This is a genomic window from Helicobacter aurati (assembly GCF_003364265.1).
Lineage (GTDB): Bacteria > Campylobacterota > Campylobacteria > Campylobacterales > Helicobacteraceae > Helicobacter_A > Helicobacter_A aurati.
Genome location: NZ_NXLW01000016.1, coordinates 1 through 18,107, shown reverse-complemented (window position 1 = coordinate 18,107; position 18,107 = coordinate 1). Strand labels below are relative to the sequence as shown.

The following is an 18,107-nucleotide window of genomic DNA, read 5'->3' as shown; positions in this document are numbered from 1 at the left end:
CGATAAAAGCATTTTGTAACTTTAGACGTTTTGGGTTAGAATCAGCAAAGATTGTTTATTTGTTCTTAAGAAGGAGTATTATGCAATATGCAAATATCTTAACAGGTGGTATAGGGTGCGGGAAAAGCACTGTATCGAAGCTCTTAGCACTCGAAGGATTCCGCATTATTGATGCTGATATAATTGCGCATGAAGCACTTAATGAAAAAAAAGAAGTTGTGATAGAAGCTTTTGGAAGTGAAATTGTAGAATCTTCGCAGTCTGATACGATAAGTATTAATCGCAAGATGTTAGGGCAGATTGTTTTTAGTGATTCCAATAAGAAAGTTTTATTAGAATCCATTTTGCATCCCATTATTCATGCAAAAATTGTGAATCTTTGCCAACCATTAGAATCCTATAAATCTCCTTATTTTGTTGAAATTCCCTTATACTTTGAAAGTACATCTGTTTATGAAGCTCGCTATGTGATTTGTGTTTATGCAACAAGGCAAACACAGATACAAAGGGTACAAAGACGCAATAATCTTACTTTAGAAGAAGCCCAAAGTCGTGTGGATTCTCAAATTGATATTGAAATAAAACGAAAAAAAAGCGATTTTGTCATCGAAAATCTAACAGATTTAAAGACATTACAGAAAAACACAGAATCTTTCTTGCAAGCATTCCTGCCGTTATTTTAGTTAACGTTTGGTGTTTAGAAGAAATAGACGCATAAAAAAGGTTATCAATAAAGTCATGCAAAGCAGTTGCAGTACAAGCTCTGTTTGATTGAGAAACGATTCGGATTCTGGTGTGGCAGCGATACGTGGCTCATTATTAAAAATCTTTGTAACGCCTGGTAAATAAAAGAAACACAATAACAACATTAAGATCACATTCAGCACGTTGAGAATCCATACAAAAAAACTACTCTTTTGGAATCTAAAACTCAAAGTTTCATAAACAAAAATTATTATTGCACTGATGAGCAGTATATAAAAGAGGTTATTCCAAATGACACTCATAATGAGTCCTTGGTCATATCGCGTAATAAGTGTTTCCGTGTACGCGTTGGTCCGAAAAATAGAATCTAAATTGAAGATATTTGATTCTATAAAAATACACATTAGCAAAGCCCCAACAGTTAACGTTGTAGATAGAAGATATACTCCCGCAACAATCCTAGAAATTTCAATTTTCATTATATCACCATAATAATACCATTGTGCTTGACAAGATTATCAAAGTAGCTCGTTCGTTCTTCATCGGATTCTACTTGTATAGAGCAATTGATTGCGATGTATTTGTGATGGCTAGAGAAATGTTCGATGGGGGAGATGGTTGCTTTCTCTCCAAACACTTGCGTAATGGCTTCTAAAACTACTTCTTTTTTGAGCCCTATAATTCGATAATTCCAAGTGCATGGATAGTCAATATGAACTTTTATATTGGACGAAATGTCAATGTGTTGTGGATGTTGCATTGATTTTCCTTTTAGGTATGGAATGCAAGAATTGTAACATGTTTTAGGATGCTCGGAGTAATTGATAAATGGTATCCGCATTATTTCTGAAGCATTGCCGTGTCTATTATTTCTTTAAAAATGGAGAAAAAGATTCTATAATTAAATTTAAGATTTCATTAGTTAAGGAATATTCATGCAGTTTGAAGCGCAAATAGAAATCGCTACTCGAGATGGCATTCTCAATCCTGAATCTAAGGCTGTATTGCAAGCATTGCAGTCGCATAATTTTGCAATCTCAAGGTTAGAAATGAACAAAAGGTTTTATCTTTCTTTGGAATCAGATTCTAAAGAAAACGCCATGAAAACAGTGCAACGGGCATGTGAAGAACTCTTAGCCAATCCTATTATTGAGGATTACACTATACACATAGAATCTGCTGCAAATAACATATCTTCTCAGGATCGTCTGAATAACTGTTCAAAATAAAGGATTATCTATGGTGGCAATACTTGTTTTTCCGGGCACAAACTGCCATGAAGATGTAGCTTATATTTATCGGCATCTTAATTATGAAATTTGTTTTGTTTGGCATACACAAAAAGCCTTACCAAGAGAGACTAAGTTAGCTGTCATTGCGGGCGGATTTAGTTATGGAGATTATCTTCGCTGTGGGGCAATTGCTGCTATGTCGTCTAGTATCAAAGCACTTAGACAATATAGCGATAATGGGGGTCGCGTGCTTGGTATTTGTAACGGGTTTCAGATTCTTTGCGAAGCAAATATGTTGCCCGGGATACTTATGCGTAACACAAGTCTTAAATTTATTGCGCAAAATGCCCTATTGGAAGTTGTCAATACGGACAATGCTATGCTTAAGAATCATCAAAAAAAACAACATCTTAGAATCCCAATAGCTCATGCAGAAGGTAATTATCAAGTAGATTCTCGAACCTTAGAATCTCTTTATGCCAATGAACAAATCCTTCTTGCTTATGCGCAAAATATCAACGGTAGTGTAGATAGAATAGCCGGAATATGCAATAAAGACAAGAATATTTATGCGCTTATGCCACATCCTGAACGTGCTATTAATTTTAAATCCATTAATGTAGACACAGAGGATAATTCAAGCGAAAATATTGCGGGCATAGAGTTACTGAAAACAATATATAATTAATTCTTGAAGTTATAAGCAATACACAATATTTTATTGGGCATATCTTTTGCTTATTATTGAAGTATTTAGGGTATAAAGGATATAACGATGAAAAAAAGGATATTTTTTCTTTGTATGTTATCTTTGGTGTGTTCGCTCAATCTTTACAGTGCAGATGAAGAAGAACAGCCGAATCAAAAAACGCAAAACAATGCACAATCACAAAACTCCAACAACACAAATAATGCCAATAGTGGCACTAGTGGAAAAAACAATAATGGTGATATAGCCCGGGGACCTGTAACCAATGTCCCACGAAATGGAGGCTATGACTTAAGAGATCCAAGATATTATGATGGTAGATATTATAATGACGGGGGATATTATCAACCTAGTTATCCTAATTATTATGGACCCCAACGTTACGATCCTTACGATCCAAGAAATTACGGACAATATTATTACGATCCGTATGATCCTCGCAATTATGAGCGATATTATTATCCGCCAGTCTATCCATCTTATCCGCAATATGCACCGTCTTATAATGCGCCAGCGACGCCAGATTCCCCCAGTCAGAATCCACCGCCTAATAATACAAATACGAATGAACATAAGTGGTTTGATGATGACAGGGGCGCGCAGATACAGCTAGCACCTCTTCCCCCAGCTGATATTGCTATAAGCTATGCGCCTCGAATCCCACCCATGCCATATAGTCCAAATAATGTCAATATTATTCAGCCTAGCTATAATTTTCCTAGACCCGATGATAATCCCTTAGAGAATGCTCTAGCTGACCCTAAAAGCGCGAGCGCAACTTTAAATGCAGGTGTAGATGCTGCGAGAAAAGGCGACTATAAAAAGGCTTTAAGCATGTTCAATACCGCGTGCGATCAGGGTAACCCGGCAGGTTGTTTTGGTGTAGGTGTTATGTTTATGTATGGTGCGGGCGTCCAAAGCGATACGCAGAAAGCCATTAAATATTATCAAAAAGGTTGCGCGGGAGGCGATCCGACTGCATGTGCTAATCTTGGCATGATATATGATGAAGCTCCAAATATGGGGAACAATAAGCAGAAAGCGGCTGAAATGTATATGACTGGTTGCGCGGGAGGCGATATTGAGGCGTGTAATAATATCGGTTGGGCGTATGCAAATGGCTCGGGTGTTCCAAAGGATATTAATAAAGCCTTGCAGTATTACCGTTTTGCCTGTGATGCGGGGAGTCAACTTGGCTGTTATAATTTAGGTTTGTTAAATAACGCTACGAATGTGTATGGACTTAACGCTGCTGCAATGAATCCAGTGGATTTGAATTTTGTTGCTTGCAATGCGGGAGATATTGTGGGATGCGCTAATTTGGGTTGGATTTACTCACAAGGAATCGAAGGAGCACCAAGAAACTATGGACTTGCGGCACAATACTTTAATACAGCTTGTTTGGGCGGTGTAGCGAGTAGTTGTAATAATTTAGGCGTATTGTATGAGCAAGGGAGAGGAATTACGCAAAATGCTGGACAGGCTTTAGAAATGTATAGCCTTGCCTGCGAGTCCGGATTGAGCAATGGCTGCGATAATTACAAAAACCTTAGAGCAAGAGTAGGTCGATAAGGGCATTGGCGGCTGCGGGAGTATGTTTCGTTGTAATTGTGGAATTCTTGCATTGTATTGAGATTCAATAATGGGAGCAGGTATGTTTTCTAAGCGCAATAACCACAAAGGCAAATTTATTCGCAGTTTCTTTTGTAACTACACTTTCTTGTTTTGCAAGAAACAATCTACAAAATCAATGGCACAGTCAAATTTTCCGTGCGACACTAAAATGTTCTTTAATCCTCATGTTAAACCCGCCTTTAGTATGATGGAGCTGCTGTTTGTTATTGTTATCTTAGGAATCTTAGCGAGCCTTGCATTACCTCGTTTGCGGTTTTCTCGCACAAATGCGCTAAGCGTAGCTATTCAAAGTGATATACAGACTATTATCACTAACATACAAGAATATGCAATTATTAATGAAATTCTCCCCCAAAACGCTAACCCTCAATGGATCGTCTCTTCCTTGCATTTATCTCCGCAGCGATGGGCAGTTAGTGGCGACACGATAAAGATTGCCAAAAATGGAAAAGTAGATTCACAAAATGATTGTGTAAGCATTCGTTTTGATGGTATTGATTACTTGCAAATACTTTTTAACCACAATATAAAGTCTAGTTTATGCGAACATCTATTAAAAAATTATAACGGAGATATACTAATCCCTTTAAATATCGCCTTATAATTATATTTATATCAATATCAATTTATTTGAATATCGATATTCAAGAATATTCAAACAGAGATTCTAAGAATAGCCAAGATTAGAATTTCCTTCCTCTGCATCCATCATTTGCCTATTTATCGAATCTAATCTTGCATCAATGAGAGCTAATTGGAATTGCAGAAAGCCCAATATCAGTTCAAGTTTGGATTCTGCTTTGCTTTGTGAATCTTGCGCCTCTTCAGTCCATAACTCATCCTGACGTAATCCCTCAAAAAGTACAAATAATCTTTCTTTAAAACTTTGTAAAAATTCTATTTCACCTGTATTTACCCCGAAAGTAATATCCTTAAAGCCTTTTTCATCAACACCATTTTCAATTTCATTCAGTGTTTGCAATACCACATCTTTTAATTCCATTGACTAAACCATCCTATAAGATTATTAGGATTTTCCTTAAAAACACTAATTTTTTGTTCTAACAAAGGAATATTCATGTTTTTCTTGATAAGTCCGGGGTCTGTTCTGTATCTTATTGCTAATTGATTTGCTTTGAGTCCTATTCTTGCCTCTGTTACAATATTTGCATTTAAGTTCTTAGAATCTTTTTCTAGCACTTGTTCAAAAAACGTGATAGCCTGCTCATGTTTACCCATTATTTCATAGATATATCCTAAACTTAATAATTTTCTGCTCAAATCACTTACTCCAAAAATACTTTTGCAATGGCATTTCCCATTTCTTCGCAGCCTAATACTTGTGTAGATCCAAAGCTCGCTAAATCTTTACTTCTTACACCACTATGCAATACTTTTTCTATGGATTGCCTGATGGCTTGCGCTATTTCCTTTTGTTGAAAGCTATTTTCAAACATCATTGCAACACTTAAAATACTTGCCATAGGATTGGCAAGATTCTGTCCAGCAATATCAGGTGCACTCCCGTGAATTGGCTCATAAAGCGCGTAAGAATCCCCTATGCTTGCGCTTGGCAATAGACCGATAGAGCCTGTTAGCTGGCTTGCCTCATCGCTAAGAATGTCGCCGAAGAGATTGTTGGTTACAATTACATCAAAATCAAGTGGGTTACGGATGAGCTGCATGCTAGCATTGTCGACATATTGATAACTAACGGCTATATCATTATATTGTTTTACTATTTCTGCGACTACTTGTCTCCATAATTGACTTACCTCTAGCACATTCGCTTTATCAACAACACAAAGCTTTTTGCGTCGTTGTTGTGCAAGTTTGAAAGCGTAATGTACAATGCGAGCAATTTCGCTTTCACTGTAAATCATTGTATTAAACCCCACGCGCTCACCGTTGCGCACTTCAATGCCACGTGGTTTTCCAAAGTAGATTCCACTAATGAGTTCACGTACCACTACTAAGTCAACGTTTTTAATAACTTCTGGTTTAATGGTGCTCGCTTCAAGTAGAGATTCGAAGACAAACACTGGACGGATATTCGCATACACTTGTAAATTTTTACGTAAAGCTAGCAGCCCTTTTTCTGGAGTGTCATAGAGTAAATGTGCAGAATCTTTATTATTCGCGGTATTGGTTGGTTGTTTATCCCATTTGGGTCCACCTATTGCGCCAAAGAGGACTGCATCTGCTGCTTTGCAACCCTTTAAGGTAGACTCTGGAAGTGCGGTGTTATAAGCATCGAGTGCTGCGCCGCCGACTAAATATTCTTGCGTTTGAATGTCAATACCGAATCGTTTTTGTATCGCATTTAACATTTTTAAGGATTGGTTGCTTACTTCAACGCCTATACCGTCGCCCTTAAGAATAGCTATATTATATGTTGTCACAACTACTCCTAATTATCTTGTATTTTGCTTTTTGCGTATTGCATGAGTCCACCTTTATCTAAGAGTTCTTGCATAAACATTGGAATAGTATGGAAAGTGTATTCTGTATGTTGTGTCTGATTCATAACTTTTTGTGAATGTAAATCTATGTCTAGTTCATCACCTTCGTAAATAGAATCTATATCGTTTTTGTCAATTTCTAAAATCAATAAACCCGTATTAAAAGCATTACGATAAAAAATACGTGCAAAGTATGGGGCTAAAACGGCTCTAATACCAGCTTCACGTAATGCTAGAGGGGCATGCTCTCTACTGCTACCACAACCAAAGTTTTCTCCTGCTACAATAAAATCACCTTGTTGTATTTGTTCCGCTATACCTTTACGACCATCTTCAAAGATTTTTTTTGCTAGTTGTTTGCCATCACTTGTATTAAGATAACGTGCAGCGATAATAATATCAGTGTCAATGTTGTCGCCAAATTTCCATGCTTTACCCATAAATATGCCTTTGTAATTTGTGAAATTTCATACAATTATAACTTAAACAAGTTATTTGTAGCAAGGTAATATTCTGATAGATACAATATATCTAACCTAGTCGAGAGAATTGTTCTATGGCTTTTGCTAGTTCTTCTAAACTTTTTTCAATGTCGCCGTTTTCTACACCGTTGCGCATACAATGTGTGATATGACTCTCTAGGATAATTTGTCCAACTTTATGTAAAGCAGATTTTGCAGCATTAATTTGTATAAGAATGTTAGGGCAAGATTGATTATTGTCTATCATTGTGTTGATGGCGTGTAATTGTCCAATGATTTTCTGCAAACGTCTATGAATATTTTTTGCTCTCTCTCTTTCCATAGTGTGCCCTAATTGATTTTGACTTAAGGAGTCTATTTATGCTATTATATCTAAAAATCAAGTTAGGGAAAAGAGGGGAGGCGAAGAAACAAATATGAAAAAATTGCTATTTTTGTTATTAGTTTGTGTAGTTTTCACTCCTCTCTATTCTGCTTCAAATATTGCTAGCTTGCTTAATCGATGTAATGAGTTTCACAATAAAACATCATGTTCTGTGCTGGGTGATGCATATTATACGGCAGATGGTGTCGCTAAAGATTATGACAAAGCTAAGACATTTTGGCAAAAAGCCTGTGATTTGCAGGAAGCAAATGCTTGCTATAATTTAGGGATTCTCTACCAAGAAGGACAAGGAGTAGAAGTAGATTTAGATAAGGCGCGTGAGTTTTACACGTTGTCGTGCAATATGGAGCATCCAGCTGCCTGCCTTAATCTTGGATTTTTTTATCAATATGGTAAGGGTGTCGAGGTTGATGAGGCAAAAGCACGTGAATTTTATGTTATTGCGTGTAAGGGCAATAAGGCGAATGCTTGCTATGGATTGGGCAATTTGTATTTCTATGGCAAAGGGGGGGACACAGAATATGAAAAGGCAGCAGAGTCTTATGCAAAAGCATGCGAGCTAGATCATGACGATGCTTGTGATAATTTAGGCGTTATGTACTCCAAAGGAGAGGGAATACCACAAGATTACGATAAGGCACAGAAATTTTTTACTAACGTTTGTGCAAAACGTAAAGTCGGTGCTTGCTATAACTTGGGAATTCTGTATGATTATGGTTGGGGTGTAGAGCAGAGCTATCCCCGAGCTATCGAACTTTACACTTTTGCATGTGATAGGCATCATGCTAAGGCTTGCTATAACTTAGGGATTCTTTATAATAAGGGCTATGGTGTGAATGTTGATTATCCTAAAGCAATAGGATTCTATACTATATCATGTAACAGAAAGCATCCCCCAGCCTGTTATAACTTGGGTGCTTTGTATTTTACAGGTGAGGGTGTGTTACAAAATAAAGATGTTGCTAAAAGATACTTTGCAATGTCCTGTGAGTTAGGAGATACTGAGAGCTGTGAACGCGATGAAGAATAGTTTATTGATTAATCAAAGATATTGAATCTGTATTTTAAAAAATATTGAATTGTTTTGTTTTTATTCCGATTGTTTGAAGTATAATCTGTGTACTTGTCAATATAAAGGAAACATAATGCAGCCTACTAGATATTTTTTACCATTTTTTTCTCCATATAACAGGTTTGTTACAATTCTATTATCTAGCGCATTGCTCATAATGCCACTTAAGGCTGAAGATAAAGGCTGGTTTTTAGGGCTTAATTTGGGCGGTTCTCTCGCTACAAGTGCTAGCTTTCAGAGGAATAATGCCAATAATTCAGGCAGCATTATGCTTAGCACAGGTGTATCTTTTGGCGGAAAGTTAGGCTATCAAGCATTTTTTACCAAGAATAGCGGAATGCGATTCTATCTTTCGGGAATTACAACATTTGGCGTATATCCTGATGCTGTTAATCCGACAAATTCAGACATGCCACTTGTTATAGATTTTTATATATTAGGGGATATTAATGCTGATTATTTGTTCAATTGGGTAAATGGCTCTAACTATAGTTCAGGATTTTTTATCGGATTCTTTGGTGGTGCGTTAACTGCAATTCCTCTTGAGAATCCTAACCCTATGGCTTCACATTCTATCGGTATCACGGCTGGAATCAATCTGGGTATTCGCTCTACAATGAATCTTAGGCATCAAATTGAGTTTGGTGTTAAGGGAGGCATGGCAATGTTCTTTGGCGATGTTACTGATGCAAATGGCGTTAATAGTGTATTCACTAATATCGGTGGATTATTGTATGCAGGTGCAGGATATCTTTATAAATTCTAACTCTCTATCATTTTGGGTATAAAGTTTCTGATAATTCTTCAGCAGAGATTGGTGTGAATATAAAGACAAATTTTTAAACTAAATTTGTATTGCATTGTGTAAACGAGATTAGATTAATTTCCTATTTCATTTCTACATCAATCTCTATTATACTTGGAGCTATAAGACGTGGGTGTCTTTAGAATTTTACGTGCTTAGAATCAATTATTTACTTTAATATGCAGCTCGCTTAATTGCTCTTTGCTCACGGAGTTTGGGGCGTTCATAAGCGGACAATTGGCTTTTTGTGTTTTTGGGAAAGCAATAACGTCTCTTATGCTATTTGCACCACTTAATAACATAATAAGCCTATCAAATCCAATTGCGAATCCTCCATGCGGTGGCGCGCCATATTGCAACGCATTCAACAAGAATCCAAATTTATCTCTTGCCTCTTCTTGTGTGATATTAAGCAAGTCAAAGATTTTACTTTGTATTTCGTTTTTATGGATTCTCATGCTGCCTCCCCCGAGCTCTACACCATTAAGCACAATATCATAAGCAAGGGATTCTATTTCTTCTATGTTTTCTTTTTCTAAATTTTTTGGCATAGTGAAAGGATGATGCAAGGCTTTAATGCCATCGCTTGTTTTCTCAAACATAGGGAAATCCACGACCCAGACGAAGCTAAGTTTCTCTTTGTCAATAAGATTCATAGCTTGCGCCACTTCTAGTCGTAGTCTCCCCATATAATCCCATACAGTTTTTTTCTCCCCTGCGCCAAAGAAAATAATATCCCCTTTTGTAGCCCGTACCCTTGTAAGCAACGTTCGCAATTGCTTAGAATCTATGAACTTCACTAGAGGACCCTTGAGACATGATTCTATCTCTTGTGCACTATAGTCTTTGCATTCTTCTTTGACTTGAATATAAGCTAAACCTTTCGCACCAAATCCTCGTACGAATTGCTCCAAATCAGAAAGCATTTTTCGACTAAAAAACGAATCCCCCCTTTCGACACGAAGAGCTTTGAAACGATTGTGTTGAGAATCTAGAGCGATTTTTCGAAAAATTTCATTGCTTGATTCTGTAAATAAATCCCCAACTTCAACCAACGGCAAATCAAAGCGAGTATCAGGCTTGTCGCTCCCATATTTCTCCATAGCCTCATGGTAGCTTATATGTGGAATTTCGTAGTCTATTTGCTTGCCCAATGCAGCAAAGATGGTCAGAATTAGGGATTGAGCTACTTGCATCACTTCGTGTTGTGTGCAGAAACTCATTTCTACATCAATTTGTGTAAATTCTGGTTGTCTATCTGCACGTAAATCTTCGTCGCGAAAACATTTTGCAATTTGATAATACTTCTCAAATCCCCCCATCATAAGTAATTGTTTAAACAGCTGTGGGCTTTGCGGTAGGGCATAAAATTCTCCCTGATGAATGCGACTAGGGACTAGATAATCTCTTGCACCTTCTGGGGTTGCTTTTGTGAGAATGGGCGTTTCAACTTCTATAAAGCCTTGGGATTCTAAAAAATTCCTTGTAACACTTGCAACTTTAGAGCGAATTTGAAAAATTTGTAAATTCTTGGGGTTACGTAAATCGAGGTAACGATATTGCAATCGTAATTCTTCATTCACGGTTTCGTCTCCAATAATAATGGGCGTTGTTAAAGCCTTATTTTCAATTTCTAGCAATTCCAATACTACTTCGATTTGCCCCGTCTTGAGCTTAGGATTGCTCAATCCTTCCCCTCTGGCACGCACTTTACCTTTTGCTGACAAAACAAATTCGTCTCGGACGTTTGAAGCGGCGTGATACGCTTGTGAGTTGGGGTCTGCTACAAGCTGGATAATGCCACTTTTATCGCGCAAATCAATAAATATCACGCCGCCGTGGTCGCGATAGCTGTTGCACCATCCACATAGTCGCACTTCTTTGTCGATGTCTTCAATGCTTAAATCTGTATTGTAATGTGTTCGCATTCTATTCCTTCTTAATTTAGAATCTTAGCTCCAATAGCGATGAAGCAAGCAATTGTGGAATTTTAGCATGTTTCGTTGAGTCTGATAGAGTCTGTATGGAACTAGGATTCTTAGCAAAACGCCTCTTTTTTGCCGTCCTGTATTTCTTGAAAGATTTGCTGAATGTAAGTAGCATAATCTCTAATGCCTTCCTCTAAGCTAAAAGCGGGCTGGTACTGCGGTACAAAGTTTTGTGAATCTGCTAAAGTATGATTTTGAAAAAATACATAGGGATTTTTGATATATTCTATTTCAAAAGAGATATTGAGCTCTTGCTGCAAAATAGCAACCATATCGTTGAAACTGCGCGAAGTACCGAAACCAACATTATAAATAGCACCGTTCTCTAGCCATTGTTCTGCAAGCTTTTGGCTCAGCATTTGGAAGTTATTGCCAAAGACTTGCTGCAATATATTATGTGTCGGAGTTGATACTTTGGGGATAGAATCATGAAATATTTTATGCGCCTTTTGCCAATCTAAAGCATGTTTTGTTTGTGAACGCAAGCTAAAGACAAGGTAAATTGCCTCTAGTGCGCGAATATTTGCTTGTATTACATCATTAATATAAACGAAATCTCTTTGTTGTTCCCCAAATTCAAAGAGTTTTACTTTCTTCTTCTCTAATGCTTGCAAGCCTAGTTGCAGAATCATTGAACTAGTTCGTCCTTTGTAAAATTCGTTTCTGCCATAGACATTAAAGTATCTTAGTCCAATAAGTCCCAATCCCTTTGAGTGAAATTCTGCCTGTCTTCTTGCGTTTTCTCTATCCATGCAAAGCTTTGAGAAACCATAAATATTTTCTGGAATCTCATTATTACCTACGCTATTTGGTGCTTGTGTGTTGCCATAAGTTGCTGCGGAGCTAGCATATATCAAATGCGCTTCATTACGTAAAGCAATATGAATAATATCCCTGAAAGCGTGCAGATTCACTGCTAATACACGATTCATATCCATACAAGTTGTATCCGAGATAGCTGCTTGATGAAAGATATAGTCGATTTTGCCATGATGTTTGATTGTTTTCATTGCATGAGTATTAGTGATGTCAATGCACAGAATCTCTACGTTGCGAGAAAGTGTAAGATTCTTAAAATGCCCCAATGTTGTAGGATTGCCGTGTGAAAATATCATGCCATCGCGGAAATAATCAAGTGCTAAGATTCTTGCTTTAGGATAATGTGTAGAAAAATAAGCAACTAAATTGCTACCAATAAATCCAGCTGCACCTGTGATAAGAATGGTTTTAGAATCTAAATCAAGTAGAGGAGAAACATAAAACTGTTGCATAGGAATCCTTATAGGAGTGATGAAATGATTCTATCATGTTTGTAGAATTTATCTACATAAATCCTTAGTAGTCTTGGTTTAGATATTGAAAGCCTAATTGTAGTTTGCAAATAGAATTTGTGGGGTTTGTTCGAAGAGTGAAAACGTGCATGCTTGGTATTCTGTTAAGAATAAATGCTTTTAAGAGGTTGTAATACCCCCCCTATATCTATTTTGTTTGCGTATAATGATGGATACCACAGACACAGGAAGCGGCAAAACATACTACTAAATCCAATATAATTTGGATACAATTATTTTACATTCTAAGGAAGAGAACTAAGCTTTAAATCAAGAATTACACAAGTTGTAATATTATGTTAATGATAGTCGCTTTTTAGTAAGGAAGTATTATGAATCTTACCATTCAACCACGAAAAACACCTTTTCAACAAGAGCTCGATATTCATGCGAGTGATAAATCCCTCTCTCATCGTGTTTGTATGTTTGCCCTTTTTGCAGATGGGGCGTGTAAAGTTTCTCATTTTCTGCAGGCTGAAGATGCCTTGCATAGTCTGCAAATTGCCCAAGCGTTAGGACTGACTTGTCGCCACGAATCAAATGATACAATGATTTTGTTGCCACCCAAAGCAGGGTTAGAAGCACCAAAGGATGTTTTATACTGCGGAAATTCTGGTACTTCCATGCGATTGTTTGCTGGGCTACTAGCTGGAGCTAACCTTTATGCTGTACTTTGTGGGGATAAATATCTACATTCTCGTCCTATGAGGAGAATTGTTGCCCCATTGCGACAGATGAAAGCTAATATTGCTACAAGAGTAGTGCGACAAGCCAATGTAGATTCTGGAGTTATGGAATTGGCACCTCTTACAATTATTCCTCGTGCCAATAATTTAGAATCTCCATTTGTCTTAGAGGGTTGTCATTATGAGTCAAAGATTTCTTCGGCACAAGTGAAAAGCGCGATGATTTTAGCAGCATTGCAGGCAAAAACCCCTTCTTGTTACAGAGAAATTTCACTAAGTAGAAATCATACAGAGCATCTTTTGCTTGCTTACCAAAAGCATAATTATTTGCAAATAGATTCTCAACAAAACATTCATATAGAGCCATTTAGCGCATTTGCTACTGCGTATGCCCATTTACGTGCCTTTGAGATTAGTATTCCCAATGACCCTTCTTCTGCGTTTTTCTTTGCGGTGTTAGCATCTATTGTGCCGCAATGTCAACTTACATTAAAGCGAATTATGCTGAATGACACAAGAATAGAAGCTTTTAGAATCTTAGAAAAGATGGGGGCGAATATACGTTATGAGAATATACAAGAGGATGTGGAAAAAAGCGCAGATATTATTGTCCGTAGTGCCCAATTGCAGCGAGTTGATGTAGCAAGCAATATTGCATGGCTCATTGATGAAATACCCGCTTTAAGTATTGCCTTTGCTATGGCTAAAGGTGTTTCTACAGTTCGCAATGCCGCGGAGCTTAGAGTCAAGGAGAGTGATAGGATATCGTCTGTGTTAGAGGGCTTAAGGAACTTTGGAATAGAAGCCTTTGAATATCCCGATGGCTTTGATGTTGTGGGCGGGGAGCTTCGCTATGGCAGAGTGGATTCCAAAGGAGATCATAGAATTGCTATGAGCTTTGCAATAGCGGCTTGTGTAGCAGGAGGCGAAATATTAGATTGTGCATGTATTAACACTTCTTTCCCGCAGTTTATTTCTATTCTTTCGCAATTTAGTCAAGTTACACAGAGCTAGTATGATACCACCTTGTAAATCATGGGATCTAAGCACTCTCGTTTTCCTCGCGCAAACCGATACAACAATAGGATTTCTCTCCAAAAATAAACAATTAATTAATCAGAGAAAGGGAGCAAAGGAAAATAAAGAATTACTTATGGAATTCGCAAATTTGCAAGCGATACATTATCGCGTACCGGTCTATTTCCGAAATTTTATTCGTAGAGCTAAGAAAACTTCTTTTATCGTAGCAAAAACTAAGAGTTTTCGTGTAATTACAGATTCTTATCATTATGCTTTTTTGCAGAATCTGCAGTATCTTTATTCTTCTTCGGCAAATCCAACAAACAAAGGTTTTGATAAGCAATTTGCCGAGCAGAATGCGGATATTAGCGTGATTGATGAGCGGGGGTTATTTTCTGCGAAAAGTAGTCGTATTCTTCAAATAAAAGGACAAAGAATAAAAAGAATACGTTAAGAATCTTATCTTCAGAATCAGATCCTAACGTGCCAATCAATAGCTACAACAACAAATCATAAACAAAGGAGATTTATGCGGCTTGATAAATTTCTTAATGCGACTAATATTACGAAACGTAGGGCTATCGCGCAAGATATGTGTAAAAGCGGTGCAATTTCTATCAATGGAGTACAATCAAAAGGAGCAAAAGAAGTGCGAGTAAACGACCTGATTACCTTGCATTTTTTAGAATCCCATGTAACTTATAGGGTGTTAAAAATACCCACTCTTAAAACAATTCCCAAAGCGCAAAAACATGAATATATAGAAAAAGTCCAACAATGACAAGAAACGCCTTAGAGAAAATGCTTACTACAACATTGCCACGTTGTATTTTGTTGTATGGCGAGAGTGATTTTCTGATTAATTATTATTCACAAATGATACAGAAAAAGTCCATGTCTAATATTGTTTCTTTTTATTTTGAAGAGTATCAACATCATGAAATTATTACACTTTTAGGGGCGAATAGTTTATTCGGCGAAAACAATATCATAGTTGTTAAACAATATAATGTGCTAAACAAAACACAACTTCAGGAAATCTTTTTTACGCTTTCGCATAACCTCAACAATTCAATGATTATGGAGCTCTACAAATCGCCTAGCATTAGCGATTCGGAATATGCAAAGAGATTCCGAATGATGAGCGGATTCTTTAAATCGACACAGCAGTGTAAAGAGATTTTTGAGGCAAGGCTTTATAATCCTCTGCCTGCTGAAATGTTGCAGATTCTTACACAAAGAGCAAAGGAGTTACAGCTTAATATCACTCACGGTTTGCTTGAGTATCTCCTTACAATACAGAATCACGACATCTCTATGGCTTATAATGAGTTGGAAAAGTTTGTCCATTACGCCACTATTGATAAAAGGTTGATTGACGAATTGAGTTATAGTCTTGGTAATGTCGATATAGAATCGCTGCTGAATGCTTTATTTGACAAAAAGGCGAATCTTGCAATAGTGTTACACACTCTTTATGAAGAGGGGATTGATAATATGGAATTGCTGCGGGAATTGCATCGTTATTTCTATACTCTTTTTAAACTTTATGGGCATTCGAGAAAATATGGCAATATGGATTGCAAAGAAGCATTGGGCTATCAAGCACCCGCGCATATTTTTACTACATGGAGCAAAAGAAGTTTAAAGCTTACTACACAAAAATACCTTACTCTTTTTGACATACTTACTGCATGGAGAAACGCGCAATTTAAAGGAAAGGACTCGTGCATGCAATATTTAATCGCAATACAAGAAATTTTATGATAGAATCACCCTTTACCTTGTTCTATTTAATAGGCTAAATAGAACTTTACCCATAAGGAGAAATATATGAGCGAACAGCAGGCACAAGAACGACATTATGAAACGATGTTTATTATCAAGCCTACTTTAGTAGAAGAGGAAATAAAGGCTAAAATAGATTTTTTCAAAGAAGTCATTACAAAGAATAACGGCATGATAGAGACTTGCCTAGATATGGGAATGCGCACATTGGCGTATGAAATTAAGAAGAATTATAGAGGTTATTATTTTGTTATTTATTTTAAGGCACAACCGACCTTAATAAAAGAACTTACTCGTCTTTATAGAATCAACGAAGAAATTTTGCGCTTTATTGTCATTTATTATAAAACAAAAAGAGAACAAAAAGCATGGCAAACACTTGTTGATAGAGCTAATAAAAAGCCAGAGAAACAAAGAACACTTAAAAGAGACGATGTAAGTAAAGAATCCACAGAGTCATCATCTCCGCAGTCGCAGCTTTCAGATTCTAATGAGACGGATACTAGCAAAGAAGATACCACAAAGCAGTAAGGTAGGTTATGTTTAATAAAGTTGTGATGATAGGAAATCTTACCCGTGATGTTGAATTGCGCTATCTTAATACGGGTACAGCTGTCGCAACTATCGGTTTAGCTAGCAATCGTAGATACAAGAGACAAGATGGTTCGTTTAGTGAAAACACTTGTTTCATTGATGTTACGTTATTTGGTAGAAGCGCAGAAATAGCCAATCAATACCTTAAAAGGGGCTCTAAGATTCTGATTGAAGGAAGATTGCATTATGAGTCTTGGCAAGATCAACAAGGCAATAAAAGAAGCAAACATACTATTGTAGCGGAGAGTATGCAAATGTTAGATTCTAGGCAATCTCAAGGATATAGTATGCCACAAGGAGATATGCAGGAATATACAGACAGTAATTACAGCAATCAAGTGCAAGATATATATGGTCAAAATACCAATCAGACTCAAGTCAATACATCTGGCTATCATGCAAACCAAGGTTATGCTAATACAACATCTAATGGACAGACTCCTAGTAGTCCTCGACATTCTTATAATGCTAATGCACAAAATTATCAACAAGATATACCCGAAATCAATGTTGATAGCGATGAGGAAATTCCATTTTAATGTCAAGGATTCTTTATAGTTAGGATTTATAAGAGTTTCAATATGGTGAAATTATTATAAATCCTACAAAATTCATGCAAAGGATAGTTTATGGAACGCAAAAAATATTCTAAGAAATACTGCAAATACACAGAAGCGAAGATTGAATTTATTGATTACAAAGATGTTGAGATAATCAAGCATTCTTTATCAGAACGGTATAAAATTATGCCAAGAAGACTCACAGGTAATTCTAAAAAATGGCAAGAGAGAGTAGAAGTTGCTATTAAGAGGGCAAGACAGATGGCACTTATTCCTTATGTTATAGATAGTAAGAAAGTTGTTGAGAATCCTTTTAAACTTTAACATTTTGTATACGTTAGGTTACCGATTTGCAATCACAAAGCTTTCAAAAGATTTTTTTGCAAACACTCCGAGAAGAAGCAAATGCCCTTTATAAATATAACGGGAATCTTGATGACTTAGATTCGATTGTGCAAGTGATATTGCAAACGGCAGGCAAAATTGCATTTATAGGCGTTGGTAAAAGTGGATTAGTAGCGCAAAAAATCGCAGCAACGTTTTCTAGTACAGGCACTCCAAGTTTTTTCATTCATCCTACAGAAGCAATGCACGGCGATTTAGGTATGCTAGACACCAAAGATTGTGTTTTAGCAATCAGCTATAGTGGCGAA

The 18,107-nt window shown here is 36.9% G+C and carries 24 protein-coding genes; 15 read left to right on the top strand and 9 right to left on the bottom strand.

The annotated features are described in order from the left end of the window. Positions 1 to 80 precede the first annotated feature (80 nt). Positions 81 to 683, top strand: a complete 603-nt coding sequence (gene coaE, locus CQA66_RS07525) for a dephospho-CoA kinase (protein WP_104763335.1) — start codon at positions 81 to 83, stop codon at positions 681 to 683. On the opposite strand, the gene CQA66_RS07520 is transcribed toward coaE, so the two are convergent. Beyond that, the gene (locus CQA66_RS07520) at positions 684 to 1,184 is read right to left on the bottom strand and encodes a hypothetical protein (protein WP_104763334.1); all 501 of its coding nucleotides are present in this window, start codon (positions 1,182 to 1,184) and stop codon (positions 684 to 686) included. Beyond that, on the bottom strand, positions 1,184 to 1,465 hold the full coding sequence (locus tag CQA66_RS07515; protein WP_104763333.1) for an HP0495 family protein: 282 nt from the start codon (positions 1,463 to 1,465) through the stop codon (positions 1,184 to 1,186). Before CQA66_RS07515 ends, CQA66_RS07520 begins: the two co-directional genes overlap by 1 nt. A 175-nt stretch (positions 1,466 to 1,640) precedes the next feature. Between CQA66_RS07515 and purS the strand changes: the two genes are divergently transcribed. The 4 genes from purS to CQA66_RS07495 all read left to right on the top strand — a co-directional run bounded on the left by purS (position 1,641) and on the right by CQA66_RS07495 (position 4,885). Further along, entirely contained in the window at positions 1,641 to 1,934 is a 294-nt protein-coding gene (gene purS, locus CQA66_RS07510) for a phosphoribosylformylglycinamidine synthase subunit PurS (protein ID WP_104763332.1), read from the top strand. Positions 1,935 to 1,944: 10 nt separating this feature from the next. After that, positions 1,945 to 2,625 (top strand): phosphoribosylformylglycinamidine synthase subunit PurQ, encoded by a 681-nt coding sequence (gene purQ, locus CQA66_RS07505; protein ID WP_104763331.1) that lies wholly within the window; start codon positions 1,945 to 1,947, stop codon positions 2,623 to 2,625. Positions 2,626 to 2,712: 87 nt separating this feature from the next. Continuing rightward, positions 2,713 to 4,218 carry a tetratricopeptide repeat protein gene (locus tag CQA66_RS07500; protein WP_104763330.1) on the top strand — a complete coding sequence of 502 codons (1,506 nt, stop codon included), beginning with the start codon at positions 2,713 to 2,715 and terminating at the stop codon, positions 4,216 to 4,218. Positions 4,219 to 4,300: 82 nt separating this feature from the next. Further along, complete coding sequence (locus CQA66_RS07495; RefSeq protein WP_233707760.1) at positions 4,301 to 4,885, top strand: type II secretion system protein; 585 nt, start codon at positions 4,301 to 4,303, stop codon at positions 4,883 to 4,885. Between the two features lie 63 nt (positions 4,886 to 4,948). Here CQA66_RS07495 and CQA66_RS07490 read toward each other — a convergent pair whose 3' ends face one another. The 5 genes from CQA66_RS07490 to CQA66_RS07470 form a co-directional block, all read right to left on the bottom strand. Next, the gene (locus tag CQA66_RS07490; RefSeq protein ID WP_104763329.1) at positions 4,949 to 5,284 is read right to left on the bottom strand and encodes a CiaD-like domain-containing protein; all 336 of its coding nucleotides are present in this window, start codon (positions 5,282 to 5,284) and stop codon (positions 4,949 to 4,951) included. Beyond that, entirely contained in the window at positions 5,275 to 5,520 is a 246-nt protein-coding gene (locus tag CQA66_RS07485; protein ID WP_104763328.1) for a hypothetical protein, read from the bottom strand. The genes CQA66_RS07490 and CQA66_RS07485 overlap by 10 nt, the downstream gene beginning before the upstream one ends. 47 nt (positions 5,521 to 5,567) lie before the next feature. Further along, complete coding sequence (gene leuB, locus CQA66_RS07480; RefSeq protein ID WP_104763327.1) at positions 5,568 to 6,683, bottom strand: 3-isopropylmalate dehydrogenase; 1,116 nt, start codon at positions 6,681 to 6,683, stop codon at positions 5,568 to 5,570. An 8-nt stretch (positions 6,684 to 6,691) separates the two neighbouring features. Further along, entirely contained in the window at positions 6,692 to 7,183 is a 492-nt protein-coding gene (locus CQA66_RS07475; RefSeq protein ID WP_104763326.1) for a 3-isopropylmalate dehydratase small subunit, read from the bottom strand. 91 nt (positions 7,184 to 7,274) lie between these two features. Next, a complete protein-coding gene (locus tag CQA66_RS07470; RefSeq protein ID WP_104763325.1) occupies positions 7,275 to 7,547 on the bottom strand; it encodes a metal-sensing transcriptional repressor in 273 nt (90 codons plus the stop codon). Between the two features lie 94 nt (positions 7,548 to 7,641). On the opposite strand from CQA66_RS07470, the gene CQA66_RS07465 reads away from it, so the two are divergent. Further along, entirely contained in the window at positions 7,642 to 8,640 is a 999-nt protein-coding gene (locus CQA66_RS07465) for a tetratricopeptide repeat protein (protein WP_104763324.1), read from the top strand. A gap of 115 nt (positions 8,641 to 8,755) precedes the next feature. After that, positions 8,756 to 9,448 (top strand): outer membrane beta-barrel protein, encoded by a 693-nt coding sequence (locus tag CQA66_RS07460; RefSeq protein ID WP_104763323.1) that lies wholly within the window; start codon positions 8,756 to 8,758, stop codon positions 9,446 to 9,448. 200 nt (positions 9,449 to 9,648) lie between these two features. Here the strand turns inward: CQA66_RS07460 and aspS are convergent, their stop codons facing one another. Together aspS and CQA66_RS07450 are read right to left on the bottom strand one after the other, a co-directional pair. After that, positions 9,649 to 11,415: an aspartate--tRNA ligase gene (gene aspS, locus CQA66_RS07455; RefSeq protein ID WP_104763322.1), complete on the bottom strand. Its 1,767-nt coding sequence runs from the start codon at positions 11,413 to 11,415 to the stop codon at positions 9,649 to 9,651. A gap of 110 nt (positions 11,416 to 11,525) precedes the next feature. Then, positions 11,526 to 12,746 carry an NAD-dependent epimerase/dehydratase family protein gene (locus tag CQA66_RS07450; RefSeq protein WP_104763321.1) on the bottom strand — a complete coding sequence of 407 codons (1,221 nt, stop codon included), beginning with the start codon at positions 12,744 to 12,746 and terminating at the stop codon, positions 11,526 to 11,528. A gap of 392 nt (positions 12,747 to 13,138) precedes the next feature. Here CQA66_RS07450 and aroA point away from each other — a divergent pair, with 392 nt between their 5' ends. From aroA to CQA66_RS07410, 8 genes are all read left to right on the top strand, one after another. Further along, positions 13,139 to 14,506 (top strand): 3-phosphoshikimate 1-carboxyvinyltransferase, encoded by a 1,368-nt coding sequence (gene aroA, locus CQA66_RS07445; protein ID WP_104763320.1) that lies wholly within the window; start codon positions 13,139 to 13,141, stop codon positions 14,504 to 14,506. 1 nt (position 14,507) lies between these two features. Then, positions 14,508 to 14,966: a hypothetical protein gene (locus CQA66_RS07440; RefSeq protein WP_104763319.1), complete on the top strand. Its 459-nt coding sequence runs from the start codon at positions 14,508 to 14,510 to the stop codon at positions 14,964 to 14,966. 75 nt (positions 14,967 to 15,041) lie between these two features. After that, a complete protein-coding gene (locus CQA66_RS07435; protein ID WP_104763318.1) occupies positions 15,042 to 15,293 on the top strand; it encodes an RNA-binding S4 domain-containing protein in 252 nt (83 codons plus the stop codon). Beyond that, a complete protein-coding gene (holA, locus tag CQA66_RS07430; RefSeq protein WP_104763317.1) occupies positions 15,290 to 16,279 on the top strand; it encodes a DNA polymerase III subunit delta in 990 nt (329 codons plus the stop codon). Before CQA66_RS07435 ends, holA begins: the two co-directional genes overlap by 4 nt. A gap of 66 nt (positions 16,280 to 16,345) precedes the next feature. Beyond that, positions 16,346 to 16,831: a 30S ribosomal protein S6 gene (rpsF, locus tag CQA66_RS07425; protein WP_104763316.1), complete on the top strand. Its 486-nt coding sequence runs from the start codon at positions 16,346 to 16,348 to the stop codon at positions 16,829 to 16,831. An 8-nt stretch (positions 16,832 to 16,839) separates the two neighbouring features. After that, positions 16,840 to 17,433 (top strand): single-stranded DNA-binding protein, encoded by a 594-nt coding sequence (locus CQA66_RS07420; RefSeq protein ID WP_104763315.1) that lies wholly within the window; start codon positions 16,840 to 16,842, stop codon positions 17,431 to 17,433. A gap of 90 nt (positions 17,434 to 17,523) precedes the next feature. Then, the gene (rpsR, locus tag CQA66_RS07415; protein WP_104763314.1) at positions 17,524 to 17,778 is read left to right on the top strand and encodes a 30S ribosomal protein S18; all 255 of its coding nucleotides are present in this window, start codon (positions 17,524 to 17,526) and stop codon (positions 17,776 to 17,778) included. Between the two features lie 56 nt (positions 17,779 to 17,834). After that, positions 17,835 to 18,107, top strand: a 273-nt coding sequence (locus tag CQA66_RS07410; protein WP_244910959.1) for an SIS domain-containing protein, incomplete at its 3' end; no start/stop codon positions are given.

Bases quoted from the DNA above. Each gene is read 5' to 3' on its own strand.
- coaE (WP_104763335.1), top strand. From the start codon at position 81: ATGCAATATGCAAATATCTTAACAGGTGGTATAGGGTGCGGGAAAAGC.
- CQA66_RS07520 (WP_104763334.1), bottom strand. From the start codon at position 1,184: ATGAAAATTGAAATTTCTAGGATTGTTGCGGGAGTATATCTTCTATCT.
- CQA66_RS07515 (WP_104763333.1), bottom strand. From the start codon at position 1,465: ATGCAACATCCACAACACATTGACATTTCGTCCAATATAAAAGTTCAT.
- purS (WP_104763332.1), top strand. From the start codon at position 1,641: ATGCAGTTTGAAGCGCAAATAGAAATCGCTACTCGAGATGGCATTCTC.
- purQ (WP_104763331.1), top strand. From the start codon at position 1,945: ATGGTGGCAATACTTGTTTTTCCGGGCACAAACTGCCATGAAGATGTA.
- CQA66_RS07500 (WP_104763330.1), top strand. From the start codon at position 2,713: ATGAAAAAAAGGATATTTTTTCTTTGTATGTTATCTTTGGTGTGTTCG.
- CQA66_RS07495 (WP_233707760.1), top strand. From the start codon at position 4,301: ATGTTTTCTAAGCGCAATAACCACAAAGGCAAATTTATTCGCAGTTTC.
- CQA66_RS07490 (WP_104763329.1), bottom strand. From the start codon at position 5,284: ATGGAATTAAAAGATGTGGTATTGCAAACACTGAATGAAATTGAAAAT.
- CQA66_RS07485 (WP_104763328.1), bottom strand. From the start codon at position 5,520: ATGGGTAAACATGAGCAGGCTATCACGTTTTTTGAACAAGTGCTAGAA.
- CQA66_RS07475 (WP_104763326.1), bottom strand. From the start codon at position 7,183: ATGGGTAAAGCATGGAAATTTGGCGACAACATTGACACTGATATTATT.
- CQA66_RS07470 (WP_104763325.1), bottom strand. From the start codon at position 7,547: ATGGAAAGAGAGAGAGCAAAAAATATTCATAGACGTTTGCAGAAAATC.
- CQA66_RS07465 (WP_104763324.1), top strand. From the start codon at position 7,642: ATGAAAAAATTGCTATTTTTGTTATTAGTTTGTGTAGTTTTCACTCCT.
- CQA66_RS07460 (WP_104763323.1), top strand. From the start codon at position 8,756: ATGCAGCCTACTAGATATTTTTTACCATTTTTTTCTCCATATAACAGG.
- aspS (WP_104763322.1), bottom strand. From the start codon at position 11,415: ATGCGAACACATTACAATACAGATTTAAGCATTGAAGACATCGACAAA.
- CQA66_RS07450 (WP_104763321.1), bottom strand. From the start codon at position 12,746: ATGCAACAGTTTTATGTTTCTCCTCTACTTGATTTAGATTCTAAAACC.
- aroA (WP_104763320.1), top strand. From the start codon at position 13,139: ATGAATCTTACCATTCAACCACGAAAAACACCTTTTCAACAAGAGCTC.
- CQA66_RS07440 (WP_104763319.1), top strand. From the start codon at position 14,508: ATGATACCACCTTGTAAATCATGGGATCTAAGCACTCTCGTTTTCCTC.
- CQA66_RS07435 (WP_104763318.1), top strand. From the start codon at position 15,042: ATGCGGCTTGATAAATTTCTTAATGCGACTAATATTACGAAACGTAGG.
- holA (WP_104763317.1), top strand. From the start codon at position 15,290: ATGACAAGAAACGCCTTAGAGAAAATGCTTACTACAACATTGCCACGT.
- rpsF (WP_104763316.1), top strand. From the start codon at position 16,346: ATGAGCGAACAGCAGGCACAAGAACGACATTATGAAACGATGTTTATT.
- CQA66_RS07420 (WP_104763315.1), top strand. From the start codon at position 16,840: ATGTTTAATAAAGTTGTGATGATAGGAAATCTTACCCGTGATGTTGAA.
- rpsR (WP_104763314.1), top strand. From the start codon at position 17,524: ATGGAACGCAAAAAATATTCTAAGAAATACTGCAAATACACAGAAGCG.